Origin of the sequence: Lentibacillus cibarius (assembly GCF_005887555.1) — a bacterium.
In the GTDB taxonomy this organism is placed as follows: domain Bacteria; phylum Bacillota; class Bacilli; order Bacillales; family Amphibacillaceae; genus Lentibacillus; species Lentibacillus cibarius.
Genome location: NZ_VCIA01000001.1, coordinates 1,911,322 through 1,927,923 on the forward strand (window position 1 = coordinate 1,911,322; position 16,602 = coordinate 1,927,923).

The 16,602-nt window shown below is 40.4% G+C and carries 15 protein-coding genes; 4 read left to right on the plus strand and 11 right to left on the minus strand.

All coding sequences use genetic code 11. The features are described from left to right. Window positions 1–175 precede the first annotated feature (175 nt). The 11 genes from FFL34_RS09085 to FFL34_RS09135 all read right to left on the minus strand — a co-directional run bounded on the left by FFL34_RS09085 (window position 176) and on the right by FFL34_RS09135 (window position 11,906). The gene (locus FFL34_RS09085; RefSeq protein ID WP_138603177.1) at window positions 176–1,015 is read right to left on the minus strand and encodes a ParB/RepB/Spo0J family partition protein; all 840 of its coding nucleotides are present in this window, start codon (window positions 1,013–1,015) and stop codon (window positions 176–178) included. Beyond that, window positions 996–1,769, minus strand: a complete 774-nt coding sequence (locus FFL34_RS09090) for a ParA family protein (RefSeq protein ID WP_138603178.1) — start codon at window positions 1,767–1,769, stop codon at window positions 996–998. The genes FFL34_RS09085 and FFL34_RS09090 overlap by 20 nt, the downstream gene beginning before the upstream one ends. Window positions 1,770–2,026: 257 nt before the next feature. Further along, window positions 2,027–2,887: a nucleoid occlusion protein gene (noc, locus tag FFL34_RS09095; RefSeq protein WP_138603179.1), complete on the minus strand. Its 861-nt coding sequence runs from the start codon at window positions 2,885–2,887 to the stop codon at window positions 2,027–2,029. A gap of 540 nt (window positions 2,888–3,427) precedes the next feature. Continuing rightward, window positions 3,428–4,144 (minus strand): 16S rRNA (guanine(527)-N(7))-methyltransferase RsmG, encoded by a 717-nt coding sequence (gene rsmG / locus FFL34_RS09100; RefSeq protein WP_138603180.1) that lies wholly within the window; start codon window positions 4,142–4,144, stop codon window positions 3,428–3,430. A gap of 65 nt (window positions 4,145–4,209) precedes the next feature. Next, window positions 4,210–6,096, minus strand: coding sequence for a tRNA uridine-5-carboxymethylaminomethyl(34) synthesis enzyme MnmG (gene mnmG / locus FFL34_RS09105; RefSeq protein WP_138604710.1), 1,887 nt, complete (start codon window positions 6,094–6,096; stop codon window positions 4,210–4,212). A gap of 57 nt (window positions 6,097–6,153) precedes the next feature. After that, window positions 6,154–7,530 carry a tRNA uridine-5-carboxymethylaminomethyl(34) synthesis GTPase MnmE gene (mnmE, locus tag FFL34_RS09110; protein WP_138603181.1) on the minus strand — a complete coding sequence of 459 codons (1,377 nt, stop codon included), beginning with the start codon at window positions 7,528–7,530 and terminating at the stop codon, window positions 6,154–6,156. Window positions 7,531–7,909: 379 nt separating this feature from the next. Further along, window positions 7,910–8,524 carry an RNA-binding cell elongation regulator Jag/EloR gene (gene jag / locus FFL34_RS09115; RefSeq protein WP_138603182.1) on the minus strand — a complete coding sequence of 205 codons (615 nt, stop codon included), beginning with the start codon at window positions 8,522–8,524 and terminating at the stop codon, window positions 7,910–7,912. Beyond that, entirely contained in the window at window positions 8,521–9,285 is a 765-nt protein-coding gene (gene spoIIIJ / locus FFL34_RS09120) for a YidC family membrane integrase SpoIIIJ (protein ID WP_138603183.1), read from the minus strand. The genes jag and spoIIIJ overlap by 4 nt, the downstream gene beginning before the upstream one ends. A 97-nt stretch (window positions 9,286–9,382) precedes the next feature. Further along, window positions 9,383–9,730 (minus strand): ribonuclease P protein component, encoded by a 348-nt coding sequence (gene rnpA, locus FFL34_RS09125; RefSeq protein WP_138603184.1) that lies wholly within the window; start codon window positions 9,728–9,730, stop codon window positions 9,383–9,385. Window positions 9,731–9,838: 108 nt separating this feature from the next. Next, window positions 9,839–9,973, minus strand: coding sequence for a 50S ribosomal protein L34 (gene rpmH, locus FFL34_RS09130; protein WP_138603185.1), 135 nt, complete (start codon window positions 9,971–9,973; stop codon window positions 9,839–9,841). A 703-nt stretch (window positions 9,974–10,676) separates the two neighbouring features. After that, window positions 10,677–11,906, minus strand: coding sequence for an IS110 family RNA-guided transposase (locus FFL34_RS09135; RefSeq protein WP_138601661.1), 1,230 nt, complete (start codon window positions 11,904–11,906; stop codon window positions 10,677–10,679). Between the two features lie 380 nt (window positions 11,907–12,286). Here FFL34_RS09135 and dnaA point away from each other — a divergent pair, with 380 nt between their 5' ends. The 4 genes from dnaA (at window position 12,287) to recF (ending at window position 16,588) form a co-directional block, all read left to right on the plus strand. Next, a complete protein-coding gene (gene dnaA, locus FFL34_RS09140; RefSeq protein ID WP_138603186.1) occupies window positions 12,287–13,639 on the plus strand; it encodes a chromosomal replication initiator protein DnaA in 1,353 nt (450 codons plus the stop codon). A 184-nt stretch (window positions 13,640–13,823) separates the two neighbouring features. Beyond that, window positions 13,824–14,960, plus strand: a complete 1,137-nt coding sequence (gene dnaN, locus FFL34_RS09145) for a DNA polymerase III subunit beta (protein WP_138603187.1) — start codon at window positions 13,824–13,826, stop codon at window positions 14,958–14,960. A 275-nt stretch (window positions 14,961–15,235) separates the two neighbouring features. Beyond that, window positions 15,236–15,460: a S4 domain-containing protein YaaA gene (gene yaaA, locus FFL34_RS09150; RefSeq protein WP_138603188.1), complete on the plus strand. Its 225-nt coding sequence runs from the start codon at window positions 15,236–15,238 to the stop codon at window positions 15,458–15,460. Window positions 15,461–15,475: 15 nt separating this feature from the next. Then, complete coding sequence (recF, locus tag FFL34_RS09155) at window positions 15,476–16,588, plus strand: DNA replication/repair protein RecF (protein WP_138603189.1); 1,113 nt, start codon at window positions 15,476–15,478, stop codon at window positions 16,586–16,588. Window positions 16,589–16,602 lie beyond the last annotated feature (14 nt).

Genomic DNA, 16,602 nt, shown 5'->3' on the forward strand with positions numbered 1-16,602 from the left:
CTAGCACGTCCTGTGCGTCGAAGCCGGACGTGGCTTAACCTTGCAAGTAAAAGTTATATCGCTAATTTTATAGGTTCTTATCTTGCAAAAAAAAAGACTGACCTTGCCTGCAGTCAGCCTCTTCCCATTTCCATTATTGCCCTATTCAGTCGGAAACGGCGATTGGAAATTTATCTTATTTATCAATTGTATCGAGTATGCGTTCAAGATCTTCATTTGAATAAAACTCAATTTCTATTTTTCCTTTTCGTTTTCCCTTATTAATGGATACAGCTGTACCAAGACGATCACGCAAAATAGATTCCTGCTCCTGTAGAAAGATATCTTTTTTCGGCTTTTCCGGTTTTTTCTGTTGCTGATCATTAAGTTGGACAATTAGCTGTTCCGCTTGCCGCACATTTAATTTTTCTTTACGGATCTTATCAGCAACAGGCAAAGTCTTCTCCTTATCCTTTAAGCCAAGTAGCGCACGTCCATGTCCCATTGAAAGCTCACCATTATTAATATGGGCTACTACCTTTTCTGGCAATGATAGAAGTCGCACGATATTGGCTATATGTGATCTGCTTTTTCCCAGACGTTTTGACAGTTCATCCTGAGTGACACCAAGTTCGTTCATCAAATTATGGTAGGCATGTGCCTCTTCAATCGGTGTTAAATCCTCGCGCTGAAGGTTTTCCAGCAAGGCAACTTCCATCATTTTTTCATCTGATAAATCCTTCACTACTGCAGGCAAGGTTTCCAGACCTGCTTCCTTAGCAGCACGAAATCGGCGTTCACCAACGACAATTTCATATCCTTTAATGCTTTTCCGTAAAATCAGCGGCTGAACGATACCATATTCGATTATAGAATCCTTTAATTCTGTTATCGCATCGGCATGAAACGTCTTTCTTGGCTGATAGGGATTGGGACGACATTCATTAACGGGTATTTCCTGAATGACATCATCATCTTTTTCTTCCACATCCTGCGGGAAAAACGCATTAATTCCTTTACCTAACCCTCTCGCCATTGCCTATCACTTCCTTTGCTAAATCAAGATATACCTCGGCACCTTTGGATTTCGGATCATAAGTAATGATTGGTTCACCATGGCTTGGTGCCTCCCCTAACCGGATATTTCTAGGTATGATCGATTGATATACTTTATCCTGAAAATATTTCTTTACTTCCTCGATCACCTGAATGCCAAGGTTTGTTCTTGCATCAAGCATTGTTAGCAAAACTCCTTCTATCATAAGGGACTTATTTAAATGTTTTTGCACTAGCCGTATCGTATTTAACAACTGACTAAGTCCTTCCAATGCATAATACTCACATTGGACGGGAATCAGTACGCTATCCGCTGCGGTAAGTGCATTAAGGGTAAGCAATCCCAGCGAAGGAGGACAATCAATAATGATATAATCGTAGTTTTCCTTTAGGCTTTCCAGTGCTCTCTGTAAGCGTATTTCACGTGAAATGGTAGGAACAAGTTCGATTTCGGCTCCCGATAACTGGATTGTGGCAGGTATGATATCTAAGTTTTCAACTTGAGTTGGTACACAAACTTTTTCTGCAGGCAAGTCTTCCACAAGGACATTGTAAATGCACTGATCCATATCAGCCTTATTTATTCCAACGCCACTTGTAGCATTCCCCTGTGGATCAGTGTCCACAACTAATACCTTATTGTTTAACTTTGCTAGACCTGCACTCAAATTAACTGCTGATGTTGTTTTTCCTACGCCGCCCTTTTGATTTGCAATGGCTATAATCTTTCCCATGATGTCACCTACCTAAAAACTATACTTTATTATTCTACCACTTTTCAAAAGAAATAGGCTATTAATATGACCATTTGTTAGAAAACATTTATTTAATGAAAGAAATATTTGTAAACGCGTTTTGTATTGATCTTCTTTCGTACTTAACCCACTGTACTTCATGTGTTCATCAGTTAGAAGGATGAGAATTTAAAAACCACTCATCTTCCGTTCTGCAAAGATGAATGGTATTCTCTCAGATAATATAAAAACATGTATCAGTTCTTTTTCGGTATTTTAATCGTAATTTGATAAAAGTCATCAAGATCCTCTTCATCCGTTTCCACATCAATCCCAGTATCTGAGACCATGTTGAGAGATTGGCGAATTGTATTCATGGCAATCCGGACATCTTTATTAACACCTTTTCGTTTAGGCTGTTTTTTTGCGGGTTTCTCTCCGGTTTGGCTGAGCTTAGCTATATGTTCTTCAGCCTGTTTAACATTTAACTCTTTTTCAAGGATTGTTTCCAACGCTTTGATCTGTTTTTCAGGATCATTGATTTTTATTAATGCTCTTGCATGACGTTCCGTAATCTGTTTCTCCATAAGGGCAGTTTGTACCTTTTCCGGGAGTTTCAGTAAACGTAATTTGTTAGCAATAGTGGATTGATTTCTACCAAGTCGTTGTGCCAGAGCTTCCTGTGTCAATGAATGTAAATCCAGCAGGCGTGCATAGGCGTTAGCCTCCTCAATCACCGTCAACTCCTCCCGCTGCAAATTCTCAATTAGTGCAACGGAGGCAATTTCTGTATCAGTCATGCTGCGAATGATGGCAGGTATTCGCTCCCAATTAAGTTGTTTTGCTGCCCGCCATCTTCGCTCGCCTGCAATCAGTTCATAACTGTTTTCCTCGTCGATCTTACGGACAACGACTGGCTGGATCATCCCATGTGTATGTAACGTCTGAGCAAGTTCCTCAATTTTTTCTTCACTAAATACGGACCTTGGCTGAAACCTATTAGGTTCGATTTTTTCAACAGGAAGTTCGGTTACTTCATCTGGATGGTAGGCTTCTTTTTCTGGCACTGATTCATTTTTATCTCCCATGCCAAATAGTCGGTTCAATGGACTTACCATTGCCAAATCACCACCTTTTCTTAAAAAAACATACTCAACTATACCACCAGTGTAGCGTTGTCCAGGCCAACGGCAATCATTTCTTATATGTTTCAGTTATTCGCGTTGCCATTTTAAAAATAAAAACCGGAAACGATGAATTGTAGCTGTTTTCGTAAACTTTATTGTTATTATATCTCACCCGTACACACATTGCTTTTTCACGAACCGATAGTGCCCACGTACTGCGACGTAAAGGAAGTACTAGTGCAGGCGTTGTCACAGGACGTCGCGATCTTAGCATGCCGACGTAAAAGATGCTCGTTTGGAACATCGTTTATTGTCGGTTGGCACTCCGATTTATGTCGTTGTTTCCATCTAGGAAATGTTCCACGTGAAACATTTGCAAAAAACAAGTGTCTGACAAAAAGATATAAAATTTAAAACTATTAATTATTTATAAATACGCAAAAACTATTACATTCTATCAACATTCTATCATATATGACGGTGAAAAAGTATGAAATTGTCGATAATCTTTTTGTCAATTTAAAAACTATTTTATGTGATTGGTTTCTTTGCCGGTGTACCGGGTTTACGTGGATACTTTTTCGGTGTGTTATGTACTTTATGTAAAATAACAATTGATCGATCACTATTTTCTTGAGGTAGTTGAAAAGAATGGGTCGTTACCAGTTCTCCCCCTAGCGTCTTAAACGCATTCTTCGCCTCTGTTACCTCTTCTTCAGCACTGGCACCCTTCATGGCAATGAATGTCCCATGTTTCTTTGCCAATGGCAGACATAATTCGCTTAAAACGGACATTTTCGCCACTGCTCTAGCCATTACAATATCGAATGATTCCCTAAATGTACGATTTGCTGCGAAATTTTCAGCTCGATCATGGTAAAAAGCAATACCAGTAAGATTCAGATTTGTAGCCAATTGTTCTAAAAAATGAATTCGCTTTTTTAATGAATCAACAATCGTAACTTGCAATTCCGGAAAGCATATTTTAAGCGGGATACTGGGGAAGCCAGCCCCAGCACCCACATCACAAATATGACTGTTGCCTGTGAAATCATAGTAAAAAGCAGCAGATATAGAATCATAAAAGTGTTTTAAATAAACATCTTCTTTGGCAGTTAACGTGGTCAGGTTTATTTTTTTATTCCATTCCACCAGTGTTTGAAAATAAGTTTCAAATTGTTCGGCCTGCTCCGGGCTTATATTAATATCTCTCTCATGCAGTCCGTCTTTAAATTGTTCGGGTGTCATTCATGGCAACTCCTTTATAATGGTTGTCATATCAGTGCCATTCAACATTTATAACAGCACGTTAATCAGTTGGCAACACGGGCAATTTTTCCTTGCTCAATATAAACAAGCAGGATGGATACATCGGAAGGGTTCACACCGGAGATACGGGAGGCCTGACCGACTGACAGCGGACGTACCGTTTTTAGCTTTTCCTTCGCCTCGGAAGCAATACCATCAATATCATCATAATCAATGTTGTCTGGTATTTTTTTGTTTTCCATTTTCAGCATTTTATCCACTTGTTCATTCGCCTTCTTAATATATCCTTCATACTTAATTTGAATCTCTACCTGTTCCTTGACAATTTGCGGCAGGTCGTTGTTCGGCTCAATAATTTGTTCCACCATATCATACGTAACTTCAGGTCGTTTCATTAAATCATATGCTTTAACTGCTTCTTTCAACGGTGAGCCTTTTGCTTCCTTCAACATCGATTGTACAGGTTCTTCAGGTTTGATGACAATTTTGCTAAGGCGTTGTTTTTCCTCGTCAACTAGTCGCTTCTTTTCTGTAAATTGTTCATACCGTTCATCGCTAATCAATCCGTAAGCATGGCCGATTTCTGTCAAACGCATATCAGCGTTATCATGACGAAGCAGCAAACGATATTCAGCACGTGATGTCAAAAGTCGGTATGGCTCTTTGGTACCTTTTGTGACCAAATCATCAATCAGAACGCCAATATATGCCTGAGAACGGTCCAGAATAAGTGACTCTTTACCAAGTACTTTGGCTGCAGCATTAATCCCGGCCATAATACCTTGTGCCGCTGCTTCCTCGTATCCGGAGGTACCATTTATTTGTCCCGCTGTAAATAGACCTGACACATTTTTTAGCTCCAATGTCGGCCATAGCTGTGTTGGAATCACCGCATCATACTCAATCGCATAGCCTGCACGCATAATTTCAGCGTTTTCCAGCCCTGGGACTGTTCTAACCATGTCATGCTGGATATATTCTGGCAAAGAAGTCGATAGTCCTTGTACATAAACCTCTTCTGTATCTCTTCCTTCAGGCTCCAGAAAGATTTGGTGGCGAGGCTTGTCATTAAATCTTACTATCTTATCCTCAATGGACGGACAATAACGTGGACCTGTTCCGCGTTTCATACCGGAATACATTGCCGACAGTGATAAGTTGTCATTGATGATTTGGTGTGTGAATTCATTCGTATACGTGAGCCAGCATGGAATCTGATCGGTAATATATTCCGTTGTCTCATACGAGAAACTTTGTTGCTTCTCTTCACCAGGTTGTTCCTCTGTTTTGGAATAATCAATCGAATGACTGTTAACCCTTGGTGGTGTACCTGTTTTAAATCGCGTAATGGAAAGACCAAGTTCTTCCAGGTTTTCCGATAACTTGATGGATGCTCGTTGATTATTGGGGCCACTCTCATACTCAAGATCACCCATCAGTACTTTTCCACGCATAAAGGTACCAGTAGTAATAATAACCGAGTCTGCATAATAGGCAGCTTTCGTCTCCGTAATGACCCCTTTACATACACCATCTTCCACGATTAGTTCATTAACCATACCTTGTCTTAGTGTTAAATTCTCTTGACTTTCCAAGACATGTTTCATTTCTTTAATATACATAGGTTTATCTGCCTGTGCACGCAATGCCTGTACGGCGGGACCTTTTCTCGTATTCAGCATCCGCATTTGGATGTGTGTTTTATCAATAACTTTGGCCATGACACCGCCAAGTGCATCTACTTCACGAACAACAATACCTTTGGCGGGTCCTCCTAGTGATGGGTTACACGGCATAAAAGCAATCATGTCTAGGTTAAGTGTCAACATTAGGGTTTTTGCACCCATTTTTGCTGCGGCAACACTTGCTTCTGCACCGGCATGTCCCCCACCGACAACGATAACGTCATAATGTCCAGCATCATATACCATCATTTTTCACCCTTTCTCCTCTTATTATTTATCATTACATACCTAGCTTAAAGCGAACTACTTTCCAAGACAAAACTGAGAAAACAACTGATCAATCAAACTGTCACTGGCAGTATCGCCGACTATTTCACCTAAAAATTCCCACGTCCTTGTAACATCAATCTGTACAATATCTAGTGGCATATCTATTTCCAGACTTTCCATCGCATCTTCTAATGCCTGCTTTGCTTGTTTGAGCAGTTGTATATGGCGCACATTGGAAACATACGTCATATCTCCTGTATCCACATCACCGGCAAAGAACGTCGTAGCAATAGCAGATTCCAGCTGATCGATTCCTTCTTCTCTAATGAGCGACGTTGTGATAACTGGTTTCCCGGCAGCAAGCTCGTTTACTTTGTCCAAATCAAGCTGTTGTTCCAAATCTGTTTTATTAACAATCACAATATAATCAAGTCCCTGCACCGCTTCAAACAGTTTTTCATCCTCTTCGGTTAGTGGCTCATTATAATTCAATACCAACAAAACGAGATCAGCATCCTGCAGTACTTCCCGGGATCTGTCCACACCAATCTTTTCAACAATATCTTCTGTTTCTCGTATGCCGGCAGTGTCGACCAATCTTAGTGGGACACCACGCACATTAACATATTCTTCAATAATATCACGAGTTGTTCCCGGTACTTCCGTTACAATCGCCTTATTTTCCTGTACGAGTGTATTCATCAGGGATGACTTACCAACGTTCGGACGTCCAATGATAGCAGTGGCGATCCCCTCACGTAAAATTTTCCCTTGTTTAGCAACTTGCAATAAGTTTTCCAGTTCTCCGTGCACTTCTTTCGTCTTCGTTTGCATCATTGTATTAGACATTTCTTCCACATCATCATATTCCGGATAATCAATATTCACTTCAACGTGTGCAACTGTTTCCAGAAGTTCTTGCCTGAGCCGGCCAATTAGTTCCGACAACCGACCGTCCATCTGTTTAAGCGCCACTGACATGGCTTTATCCGTTTTCGACCGGATCACATCCATGACCGCTTCGGCTTGAGACAAATCGATTCGCCCGTTTAAAAACGCACGCTTCGTAAATTCTCCGGGTTCAGCTATCCGCACACCTTGTTCCAGAACAATTTCCAGCACTCGATTTACCGCAACCATACCACCATGGCAATTAATCTCAACAACATCTTCCCGTGTAAAAGTCTTCGGTCCGCGCATCACAGTTACCATTACTTCCTCGGCAACCTCATTGACAGCAGGGTCCATGATCTTTCCGTAATGAATCGTATGCGTATTCGCTTCAATCAAATTTGTCCCCTGAAACAGTTTAGCTGTCGCGGGTATCGCCTGCTCACCACTTAAGCGAACAATCGATATGGCGCCTTCTCCAACTGGTGTTGATATCGCAGCAATTGTATCTGTTTCCATATTCTTCACCTCCATCTTCCTCATTTTTACATCTATATAGAAAGTATTAGTTTTCCCACCACTAACTTAATAGAATATCATAAATCAAATAAAAAATAAACTTGTCCACAGTGTTAACAAGTTTATTTTTTATATATCCTAATTCCTTTTATCCACATGTGAATAAAAGGAATTAGAGTATCACAGTTATCAACAGGGCATAAGGAATCAATTTCAAGTTTGATTTATATTCGAGTGGTGACTTCTGCAGTTGGCTATTGACGTGGGCGGTTTTAGCGGAAGGTCCCCTGCCAAAGCGTTTTTACGGACTTTTTGACAACCTCTTAAAGCAAAAAAAATAACCCCCGGTGTCCCAGGAGTTTTTAAAGTACTTATACTGTTATGGTTTGATGACGATATACCGATGCGGTTCCTCACCTTCAGAAGAAGTTGCGATCTGCTTATTATCCTGCAATGCATGATGGATAATTTTACGTTCAAATGCCGGCATTGGCTCAAGTTTTACTTCCTTGTTAAGCCTAAGGGATTTATCGACCATTTTACGAGCCAGCGATTCTAGGGTTTCTTTTCTGCGTTCCCGATACCCTTCCGCATCAACCAACACGCTATAGTGATGATTTCTGTCTTTGTTGATGACAAGATGCAGCAGATATTGGATGGCATTTAACGTCTGCCCACGCTTCCCAATAATTAATGCAATATGATCCCCGGTTACATTAAAATTAACCTGCGTACCGGAAACTTCCGTCGTCACTTCAGCGGGTATTCCCATTTTTTCAATGATTTGTTGTAAGTACTCCTCGGCCTGTTCAACTGGATCCGACGGCATATTAACTTTGACAATTGCCGGCTTGGAACCAAAAACACCGAGAAGACCTTTTTTTCCTTCATCAACGACTTCAACTTCGACCTGGTCCCTTGTGGTGTCTAACTGCTCTAGTGCTGATTGGACCGCTTCTTCAACCGTTTGTCCACTAGCAGTTATCTCTCTCACTTTTTGACTCCCCCAGTTTTATTATCATTCATCATTGGCTTGCGGATTAAAAGCGTTTGGGCAACCATAAAGACATTACCTACCACCCAGTACAACGCCAAGGCCGACGGAAAAATAAACGCAATAACAGTAATCATGATTGGCATGACATATAACATAACCATCATTTGCGGGTTTTGCGCCGCCGCGCTACCAGACATCATTAACTTCTGCTGCAAAAATGTTGCTCCACCAGCAATTAGAGGCAAAATATAGTCCGGTGAACCCAATTCAAACCAAAGAAAAGAATGACCACTTACCTCTTGCGTCCGCCTAATGGCATGATACATCGCAATCAAAATCGGCATTTGTACAAAAATCGGCAGACAACCTGCAAGCGGATTAACGCCATGCTTCTGGAATAGCTGCATGGTTTCCTGCTGCAGCTTTTGCTGTGTGTTAGCATCTTTTGACGCGTATTTCTGCTGTAATTCCTTTATCTCCGGCTGTATGTCCTGCATCGCTTTGGAACTTTTCAGCTGTTTCACGTTCAATGGAAGCAGAATTAGCCGAATAAAAATCGTCAAAACAATAATCGACAGACCGTAACTGCCATTGAATAACTCAGCTAAATATATAATCACCTGTGACAATGGATATACAAAATATGAATTCCAAATACCTTCACTTTCCGACGTTATCGGTTCATTAATTTGCGTACATCCTGATAAAACCACTACCAGCCCGATCACAGCCGCCAGTAATAACAATTTTTTGCGCAACACATTTCCTCCTAACTGACAAAACCCTATATGTAACCCATTTTCTAGTTATTTTACCACTAACAAATAATAAGATTCTATATAAAAATGAAAAACGCTAATATTTTTTTGATAACAGCTTTTCTTTTGACAATAAATGCATCAAACTTTTTTTAACTTCATGGAAATTCATTCGTTTCGTTGGCTGCCGGGCAATAATGACGATATCATACGCCGGAAGTACACCTGCCTCCAACTCATGAAACGCTTGTCGTAAATAACGTTTAATCCGATTTCTCGTTACAGCATTCCCAATCTTTTTTCCAACAGATAACCCAACACGAAAATGCGTTAGTTCTGACCTCTTCATATAATATAGAACAAGCTGCCTGTTTGCAAATGAATTACCATGTTTGAACACATATTGAAATTGTTTATTATCTTTTATACGATTCATTTTTTTCATTGCTATCACCTTTTAATTGGAAACTGTAACTATCCATCAACAGTAATGATCTCCACGCATGTCCACGCATGCATAAGTGGAAAAAAGACCACTGAAGGGTTCAGTGGTCTATGCAGATAATACTTTTCTTCCTTTACGACGACGACGTTTTAAAACCTGACGTCCGTCTTTTGTACTCATACGTTTACGGAAACCATGTACTTTTTTCCGTTTACGGTTATTTGGTTGAAATGGTCGTTTCATTTATCCTACACCTCCCGAGGAATTACAAAGCTGTTTAATTATTTGTAATCACAGTCTAGGTAATTATAAGGAAAACAACTCCCGCCTGTCAACTTACAATTGGTAAAAAAGTTATCCACATGCCTTTGTGTCCCTTTTTTCGACACTTTTCTATTATCCACAACTTCTATCGACAATTCACTCACAAAATATAGTAGTGTGGATAAGTATTGTCTACAATCGGTTGAAATTGTGGATAACTGGCGAAAAACCGTTGCACACTTGGATTTTTTTTGATATCATATTTGTGTTTTAACATGTGTATAACAGATCACCCTTCAAAAGTTCTCCACAGGTTGTGGATAGTGTGTGGATATGTATTCACACCTTTGTGTATTTTCTATTAACAACAATGTGGATAATGTAAACAAGTACCGCTTTCAGTCTGGTATAAGGGGTTCGCAATCCACAATTAAATATAAACAACAACGCCAGTTACAGAGCCTTTCCATCTTTCATTCGCAGTACCGTATGAAAGATTGAGGAAGGGTTTTTCTATCATCTATTCAACGTTGAAAGACCTGCGGTGATATGTCAAGAGGAAAATAACTAAATATTCGATTGTCAAGGTTCAATTTTGCGAAAAAAGGCATCAGGAAACTAGACCAGTAAATAAATGGAAATTACTGGTAATCAGTAAAAGGATTTAGAAGCTATTTGTGCTTCATGCATTCACGCTCCTTTTTGGCGTGTAGATTTGGTGATTGCGTAGTAGCACATCCACCAAACGCACTAATTTTCTTGCGGTTAAGACGAGTGCTCTTTTGTGTTGATGCTTAGGTACTTCACTGTATTTTTTCGCGTAATATGCTTGATACTCAGGAACGTGCCGTCTTACCGAGTTGGCGGCTTCAACCAGGTAATATCTGAGGTACTGATTCCCGTTACGCGTAAGTGAAGTGTCGTCAGCTGTGAAGCGGCCTGATTGGTGCTTTCGCCAATAAAGGCCTGCATATTTGGCTATCTTAGTTTCATCATCAAATCGCTCAATTTGGCCGATTTCGGCGATGATTCCCGCAGTAAACACGGGCCCGATGCCTGGGATAGTGACAAGCGTTTGTGGCAGTCCAGCCATGATACGCTCGATTGCTTTATCAATTTCCTTTATCTGTTTTTGGAGTGTGCGAATGACTTCGATAGTTGTACCAAGAATAACATCGATAGAGTCTTCCACAACCTTGTCCAGACGGTAAGAAGAACGAACGGCTTTCTGAATGGATTTCGCAACACATTCCGGGTCACCAAAGCGATTTCTGCCCTTTTCTTGTAGAAAATCAGCTAGATCTTCAACCGGCATTTGCGCAAGTTCATCCAGACTGAACTTCTCGAAAAACAGTTCCATCATGGCATTCCCAAAAACGGAAGAATCGACTTCCTCTTTGAAGGTATTGCATTTAAAACTCAAGTGTTGAAGGAAGTGCTGCTTTTCCTTGGTAACCTGATGAACTAGCTGATACCTGGAGCGTGTAAGCTGTTGGAGCGCAACATATTGGCTCTCTTTGACAACAGACATTGGCAATCGGCCAAAACGCAGATAATCGGCGATGACGAACGCATCAATTTCATCGGTTTTGTCCATGTCGCTATAACTCTTTTTAAAGTTCGCAATCTGTTTTGGATTCATGACAAATACCTCTGCGCCAAGTGCTTTGAGTGCCTCATCATGATGAAGAAACATGGATGGATGAAAACTATAAACGGACGTGGATTCAAGCCCGAATTTGAGCGTATCAACAGCCTGATCACGCAAATATTCCAAAACAGTATCCCGAAGCTCACTAGCACCAGGAAGGTCATTGGAAACCGTGAAGGATTTAACCTTTTCTCCTTCACCATCCAGCAAACAAATCTTGATATCAAAAGAACTAACATCTAATCCAGCAAATAATTTCATGGGGGGTTCTCCTCCTTTCGATTTAGAATCATTGGTACTATTTCTTGGACGCCCTGAGATATCCCTAGTGTGAACGCCGATCAGCAACCTCGTGTATAAGTACTAACCCTGATTCGAAAGCCGCCCTGGGGCTACTAACACCCAGGTTCGAGATTCAGGGTGCACAGCCTGCGAGTAGGAAGGTCCGAACGCACACTGGGAAACAGTCTTTACGTGTGGTCTAGCCACAAGGGGGAAAAGAATTGTCCCAAATGATCCTAAGACCATTATCTAGGAACATCACGGGACGTCCAAGACTTTTGACTATATCCAGCAGGAAAAGTAAGAAAATATGGGCTCAAATGATAGGGCCTAAACATAATATACGAGGGGTGAACCATATGGAAAACATTGACGATTTATGGAATGCGACTTTAAAAAATATTGAAGACCAAATAAGTAAACCAAGCTTTGATACATGGTTAAAAAACACCAAAGCCGAATCGCTGGAAAATAATACGCTAACGATATCCGCTCCAAATGAATTTGCACGAGATTGGCTTGAAGGCAGGTACACAAATCTGATTAATGAAATACTGCTTGAGATCACCGGAGCAGAACTGTCGACCCGTTTTATCATCCCTGATGCCCAGGAGGCCGAAGATGACACCAATCAACCACAAAAGAAAATCCCAACAGCAAACAATGCGGAAACATCCGATACAGCAAAAACAATGCTGAATGCGAAATACACCTTTGATACCTTTGTCATTGGATCAGGAAATCGGTTTGCCCATGCTGCATCGCTTGCAGTAGCTGAAGCACCTGCAAAGGCATATAATCCGCTGTTTATTTATGGTGGTGTTGGGCTTGGAAAAACACATTTGATGCATGCAATCGGACACTATGTACAGGATCATAATCCAAATGCCAAAGTGGACTATTTAACATCTGAAAAGTTTACCAACGAATTTATTAATGCAATTATGGATAACAAAGCGGCGAATTTTCGTAATAAATACCGCAATGTGGACATCTTACTGATTGATGATATTCAATTTCTTGCTGGAAAAGAACAAACACAAGAAGAATTTTTCCATACGTTCAATACACTACACGAGGAAAACAAGCAAATCATTATATCTAGTGACCGTCCACCAAAAGAAATACCAACACTGGAAGATCGCTTGCGCTCAAGGTTTGAGTGGGGACTCATCACGGATATTACTCCTCCTGATTTAGAAACCAGGATTGCTATATTAAATAAAAAGGCAAAAGCGGAAGGGCTTGACATTCCGAATGAAGTCATGCTCTATATTGCTAATCAGATTGACACCAATATACGTGAGCTGGAAGGGGCATTGATCCGAGTTGTTGCCTATTCGTCACTCGTAAACCAGGATATCGATGCATCGCTTGCTGCAGATGCTTTAAAAGACATCATACCAAGCAGTAAGCCACGCACGATTACAATCCAATCTATCCAAGAAGCTGTAGGGGAAAAATACAATGTAAAACTGGAAGACTTTGCGGCCAAAAAACGTACGAAATCCATTGCTTTCCCTCGACAAATAGCCATGTACTTAGCACGGGAGCTCACTGACTTTTCTCTTCCAAAAATCGGAGAAGAGTTTGGCGGGCGCGACCACACAACCGTCATTCACGCACATGAAAAAGTCGTAAAAACGATGGAAAATGATACATTGCTGCAAAAGGATATCGAAAAATTAAAGGAACAACTTAAATCATTTTAGAAAAAAACCTTGTTCATTATGTGGATGAGTGAACCATACCTGTCAACACATTATCCACATGTGAATAACTCCAAGTATGTGGCTTTTATGGGGATATCCACATATCTACAGCCCTTACTGTTATTATTACTATATTTTTATTAATAAATAATATAAATATGTATACAAAAGGAGATTAATTTTCATGAAATTTGTCATTCAGCGCGACCAACTCATTTCCAGTGTGCAAGATGTCATGAAAGCTATCTCGGCAAAAGCTGCCGTTCCTATTTTGACCGGGATGAAAATAGATGCCAAAGTAGACGGAATTACCTTAACTGGAAGTGATTCGGATATTTCAATTGAATCACATATACCGACTGAAGAGGATGGAATCGTCCATGTGGAACAAATTGAAGAAGGAAGTATTGTCGTCCAGGCGCGTTATTTTCCGGATATTATACGAAAACTCCCAGAAAAAACAGTTGAAATTGAAGCTGATTCCAGCCTAAACGTAACCATTCGTTCAGGAAAGGCTAAGTTTAATCTAAATGGCCAAGATGCTGACGAATACCCTAAGTTACCACAGCTGCAAACTGATGATAGTTTTGAACTCCAATCTGATCTATTGAAAAGTTTGATTAAACAAACCGGTTTTGCTGTATCCACAATGGAAACAAGGCCAATTCTTACTGGTGTGAATGTGAAAATTGAGGATGATACACTGCATTTCACCGCAACGGACAGTCATAGGCTGGCAGCTCGTAACGTACCGGTCAGTGATGTTAGTGGACAATTTTCTAACATTGTAGTTCCGGGAAAAAGCCTCAATGAGTTATATAAGATTCTTGATGACAAAGGTGAAAAGGTAGAAATCAGTGTCACAAGCAATCAGATTTTATTCCGTACAAAGCATTTGCATTTTTTATCTAGACTACTGGATGGAAATTACCCGGAAACATCCCGGCTTATTCCGGAAAAAAGCCAGACGAAACTTCATGTGAAGACGAAAGAGTTAATTGATACAATTGACCGTGCCTCCCTACTTGCCAGGGATGAACGAAATAACGTCGTTAAACTAACAACCAAAGATCATCAGGTATTACAGATTACCAGTAATTCACCGGAAGTTGGACAGGCAGCAGAAGAAGTATCTGTCCAGGCAATGGAGGGGGAAGACTTAAAAATTTCTTTCAGCTCAAGATATATGCTGGATGCTCTGAAAGCCATTGAAGATGATGAAGTGATCATTGAATTCACCGGTGCCATGCGGCCATTCATTATTAAACCAGCTAATGGCGATCCTATTTTGCAATTGATTCTGCCTGTAAGAACGTATTAATTCTATTTTTATATGCCAATGTCAGAACAGCTGAAAACAGGTCATTAGCCCTTTTTTAGCTGTTCCATGTTTTGGTATACCCACTAATTTCCTTTGTTCCTCTTTAACGTGTGAAAACTTTCAAGCCCGGCCATCACCTCAAAAAGTAAGCTCCTGCAGTTAATGAACAATAAAAGAAGTAAGTTCACTTTCCTTCCCTAAACGGTTAAAATTTAGTAAAATAGATAGGAAGTATATAAAGCGTAAAGCTAATAATCAAAAGACTGGTGAAACGTATGCAAGAATATGAAAAAGTACCAATAAATACAGACTATATTCCGTTAGGTCAATTTATGAAACGTTTAAATGTGCTTGATTCCGGGGGAATGGTTAAGGCTTACCTGCAGGATATTGGGGTATTAGTTAATGGTGAGCACGAACATAGAAGAGGTAGAAAGTTGTATCCAAATGACACGATAGAGATAGAAGACATTGGCCTCTTTATTGTGTCAGAAGAATAGTCGCGGGGAGTTTCCATGAATATTGAACAAATACAACTGAAAAATTACCGGAACTATTCCGAATTAGATCTTTCCTTTGACGATAAAATCAACGTCATTATCGGTGAAAATGCTCAAGGGAAAACAAACCTGATGGAAGCAATTTATTTGCTTGCTTTCACGAAATCACATCGGACTCCAAGGGAAAAAGAGCTTATCCATTGGGAACATTCGTATGCTACAATAAAAGGACAGATAAATAAACGGAATCGAACTTTTCCGCTCGAAATTATTTTGTCAGCAAAAGGGAAAAAGGCGAAATTAAATCATTTGGAACAGAAACGACTTAGTGATTATATTGGTGCACTGAACGTTGTTATGTTTGCCCCGGAACATTTATCACTTGTTAAAGGATCGCCACAGATCAGAAGGCGGTTCATTGATATGGAACTTGGTCAGATACAGCCGGCATATATTTACCATCTTGGTCAATATCAGAAAACATTGCGGCAGCGAAACCATTTACTAAAACAGATGCAGCGGCGGGAAAAACAAGATCTGACAATGTTGCACGTTCTAACAGACCAGCTAGTGCAACATGCGGCTACTCTGCTAGAGCGTCGGTTTACCTTTCTTGATTTACTCCGGAAATGGGCTTCCCCGGTTCACCGGAGCATTAGTCGTGGAAAGGAAAGGCTTGAAATCCAGTATTCTCCCACGATAGAGGTATCAGAATCAGCCAACAGGGAAAAGCTAGAAACAGTGTATACCAATAAATTCCATGAATTACAGGAAAGAGAGATTGAACGTGGCACCACTTTAGCAGGACCGCACCGGGATGATCTCATTTTTTATGTCAACGAGAAAAATGTGCAGACTTATGGATCCCAAGGACAGCAACGTACAGCCGCATTATCAGTGAAACTTGCCGAGATTGATCTTATTTCCAGTGAAGTTGGTGAATATCCTGTTCTACTTCTTGATGATGTGCTAAGTGAATTAGATGATCATCGGCAATCCCATTTATTGAACACAATCCAGGGGAAAGTTCAAACATTTGTAACGACAACAAGTGTTGATGGTATTAATCATGACACATTAAGGGAAGCTGAATTATTTCGTGTGGCGGACGGTGTTGCACATACATGACTGTGGAGGGATAC

What these genes read in the sequence shown, in the direction of transcription:
- FFL34_RS09085 (WP_138603177.1), bottom strand. Translation starts at nt 1,015, where the DNA reads ATGGCGAGAGGGTTAGGTAAAGGAATTAATGCGTTTTTCCCGCAGGAT.
- FFL34_RS09090 (WP_138603178.1), bottom strand. Translation starts at nt 1,769, where the DNA reads ATGGGAAAGATTATAGCCATTGCAAATCAAAAGGGCGGCGTAGGAAAA.
- noc (WP_138603179.1), bottom strand. Translation starts at nt 2,887, where the DNA reads ATGGTAAGTCCATTGAACCGACTATTTGGCATGGGAGATAAAAATGAA.
- rsmG (WP_138603180.1), bottom strand. Translation starts at nt 4,144, where the DNA reads ATGACACCCGAACAATTTAAAGACGGACTGCATGAGAGAGATATTAAT.
- mnmG (WP_138604710.1), bottom strand. Translation starts at nt 6,096, where the DNA reads ATGGTATATGATGCTGGACATTATGACGTTATCGTTGTCGGTGGGGGA.
- mnmE (WP_138603181.1), bottom strand. Translation starts at nt 7,530, where the DNA reads ATGGAAACAGATACAATTGCTGCGATATCAACACCAGTTGGAGAAGGC.
- rnpA (WP_138603184.1), bottom strand. Translation starts at nt 9,730, where the DNA reads ATGAAAAAAATGAATCGTATAAAAGATAATAAACAATTTCAATATGTG.
- rpmH (WP_138603185.1), bottom strand. Translation starts at nt 9,973, where the DNA reads ATGAAACGACCATTTCAACCAAATAACCGTAAACGGAAAAAAGTACAT.
- FFL34_RS09135 (WP_138601661.1), bottom strand. Translation starts at nt 11,906, where the DNA reads ATGAAATTATTTGCTGGATTAGATGTTAGTTCTTTTGATATCAAGATT.
- dnaA (WP_138603186.1), top strand. Translation starts at nt 12,287, where the DNA reads ATGGAAAACATTGACGATTTATGGAATGCGACTTTAAAAAATATTGAA.
- dnaN (WP_138603187.1), top strand. Translation starts at nt 13,824, where the DNA reads ATGAAATTTGTCATTCAGCGCGACCAACTCATTTCCAGTGTGCAAGAT.
- yaaA (WP_138603188.1), top strand. Translation starts at nt 15,236, where the DNA reads ATGCAAGAATATGAAAAAGTACCAATAAATACAGACTATATTCCGTTA.
- recF (WP_138603189.1), top strand. Translation starts at nt 15,476, where the DNA reads ATGAATATTGAACAAATACAACTGAAAAATTACCGGAACTATTCCGAA.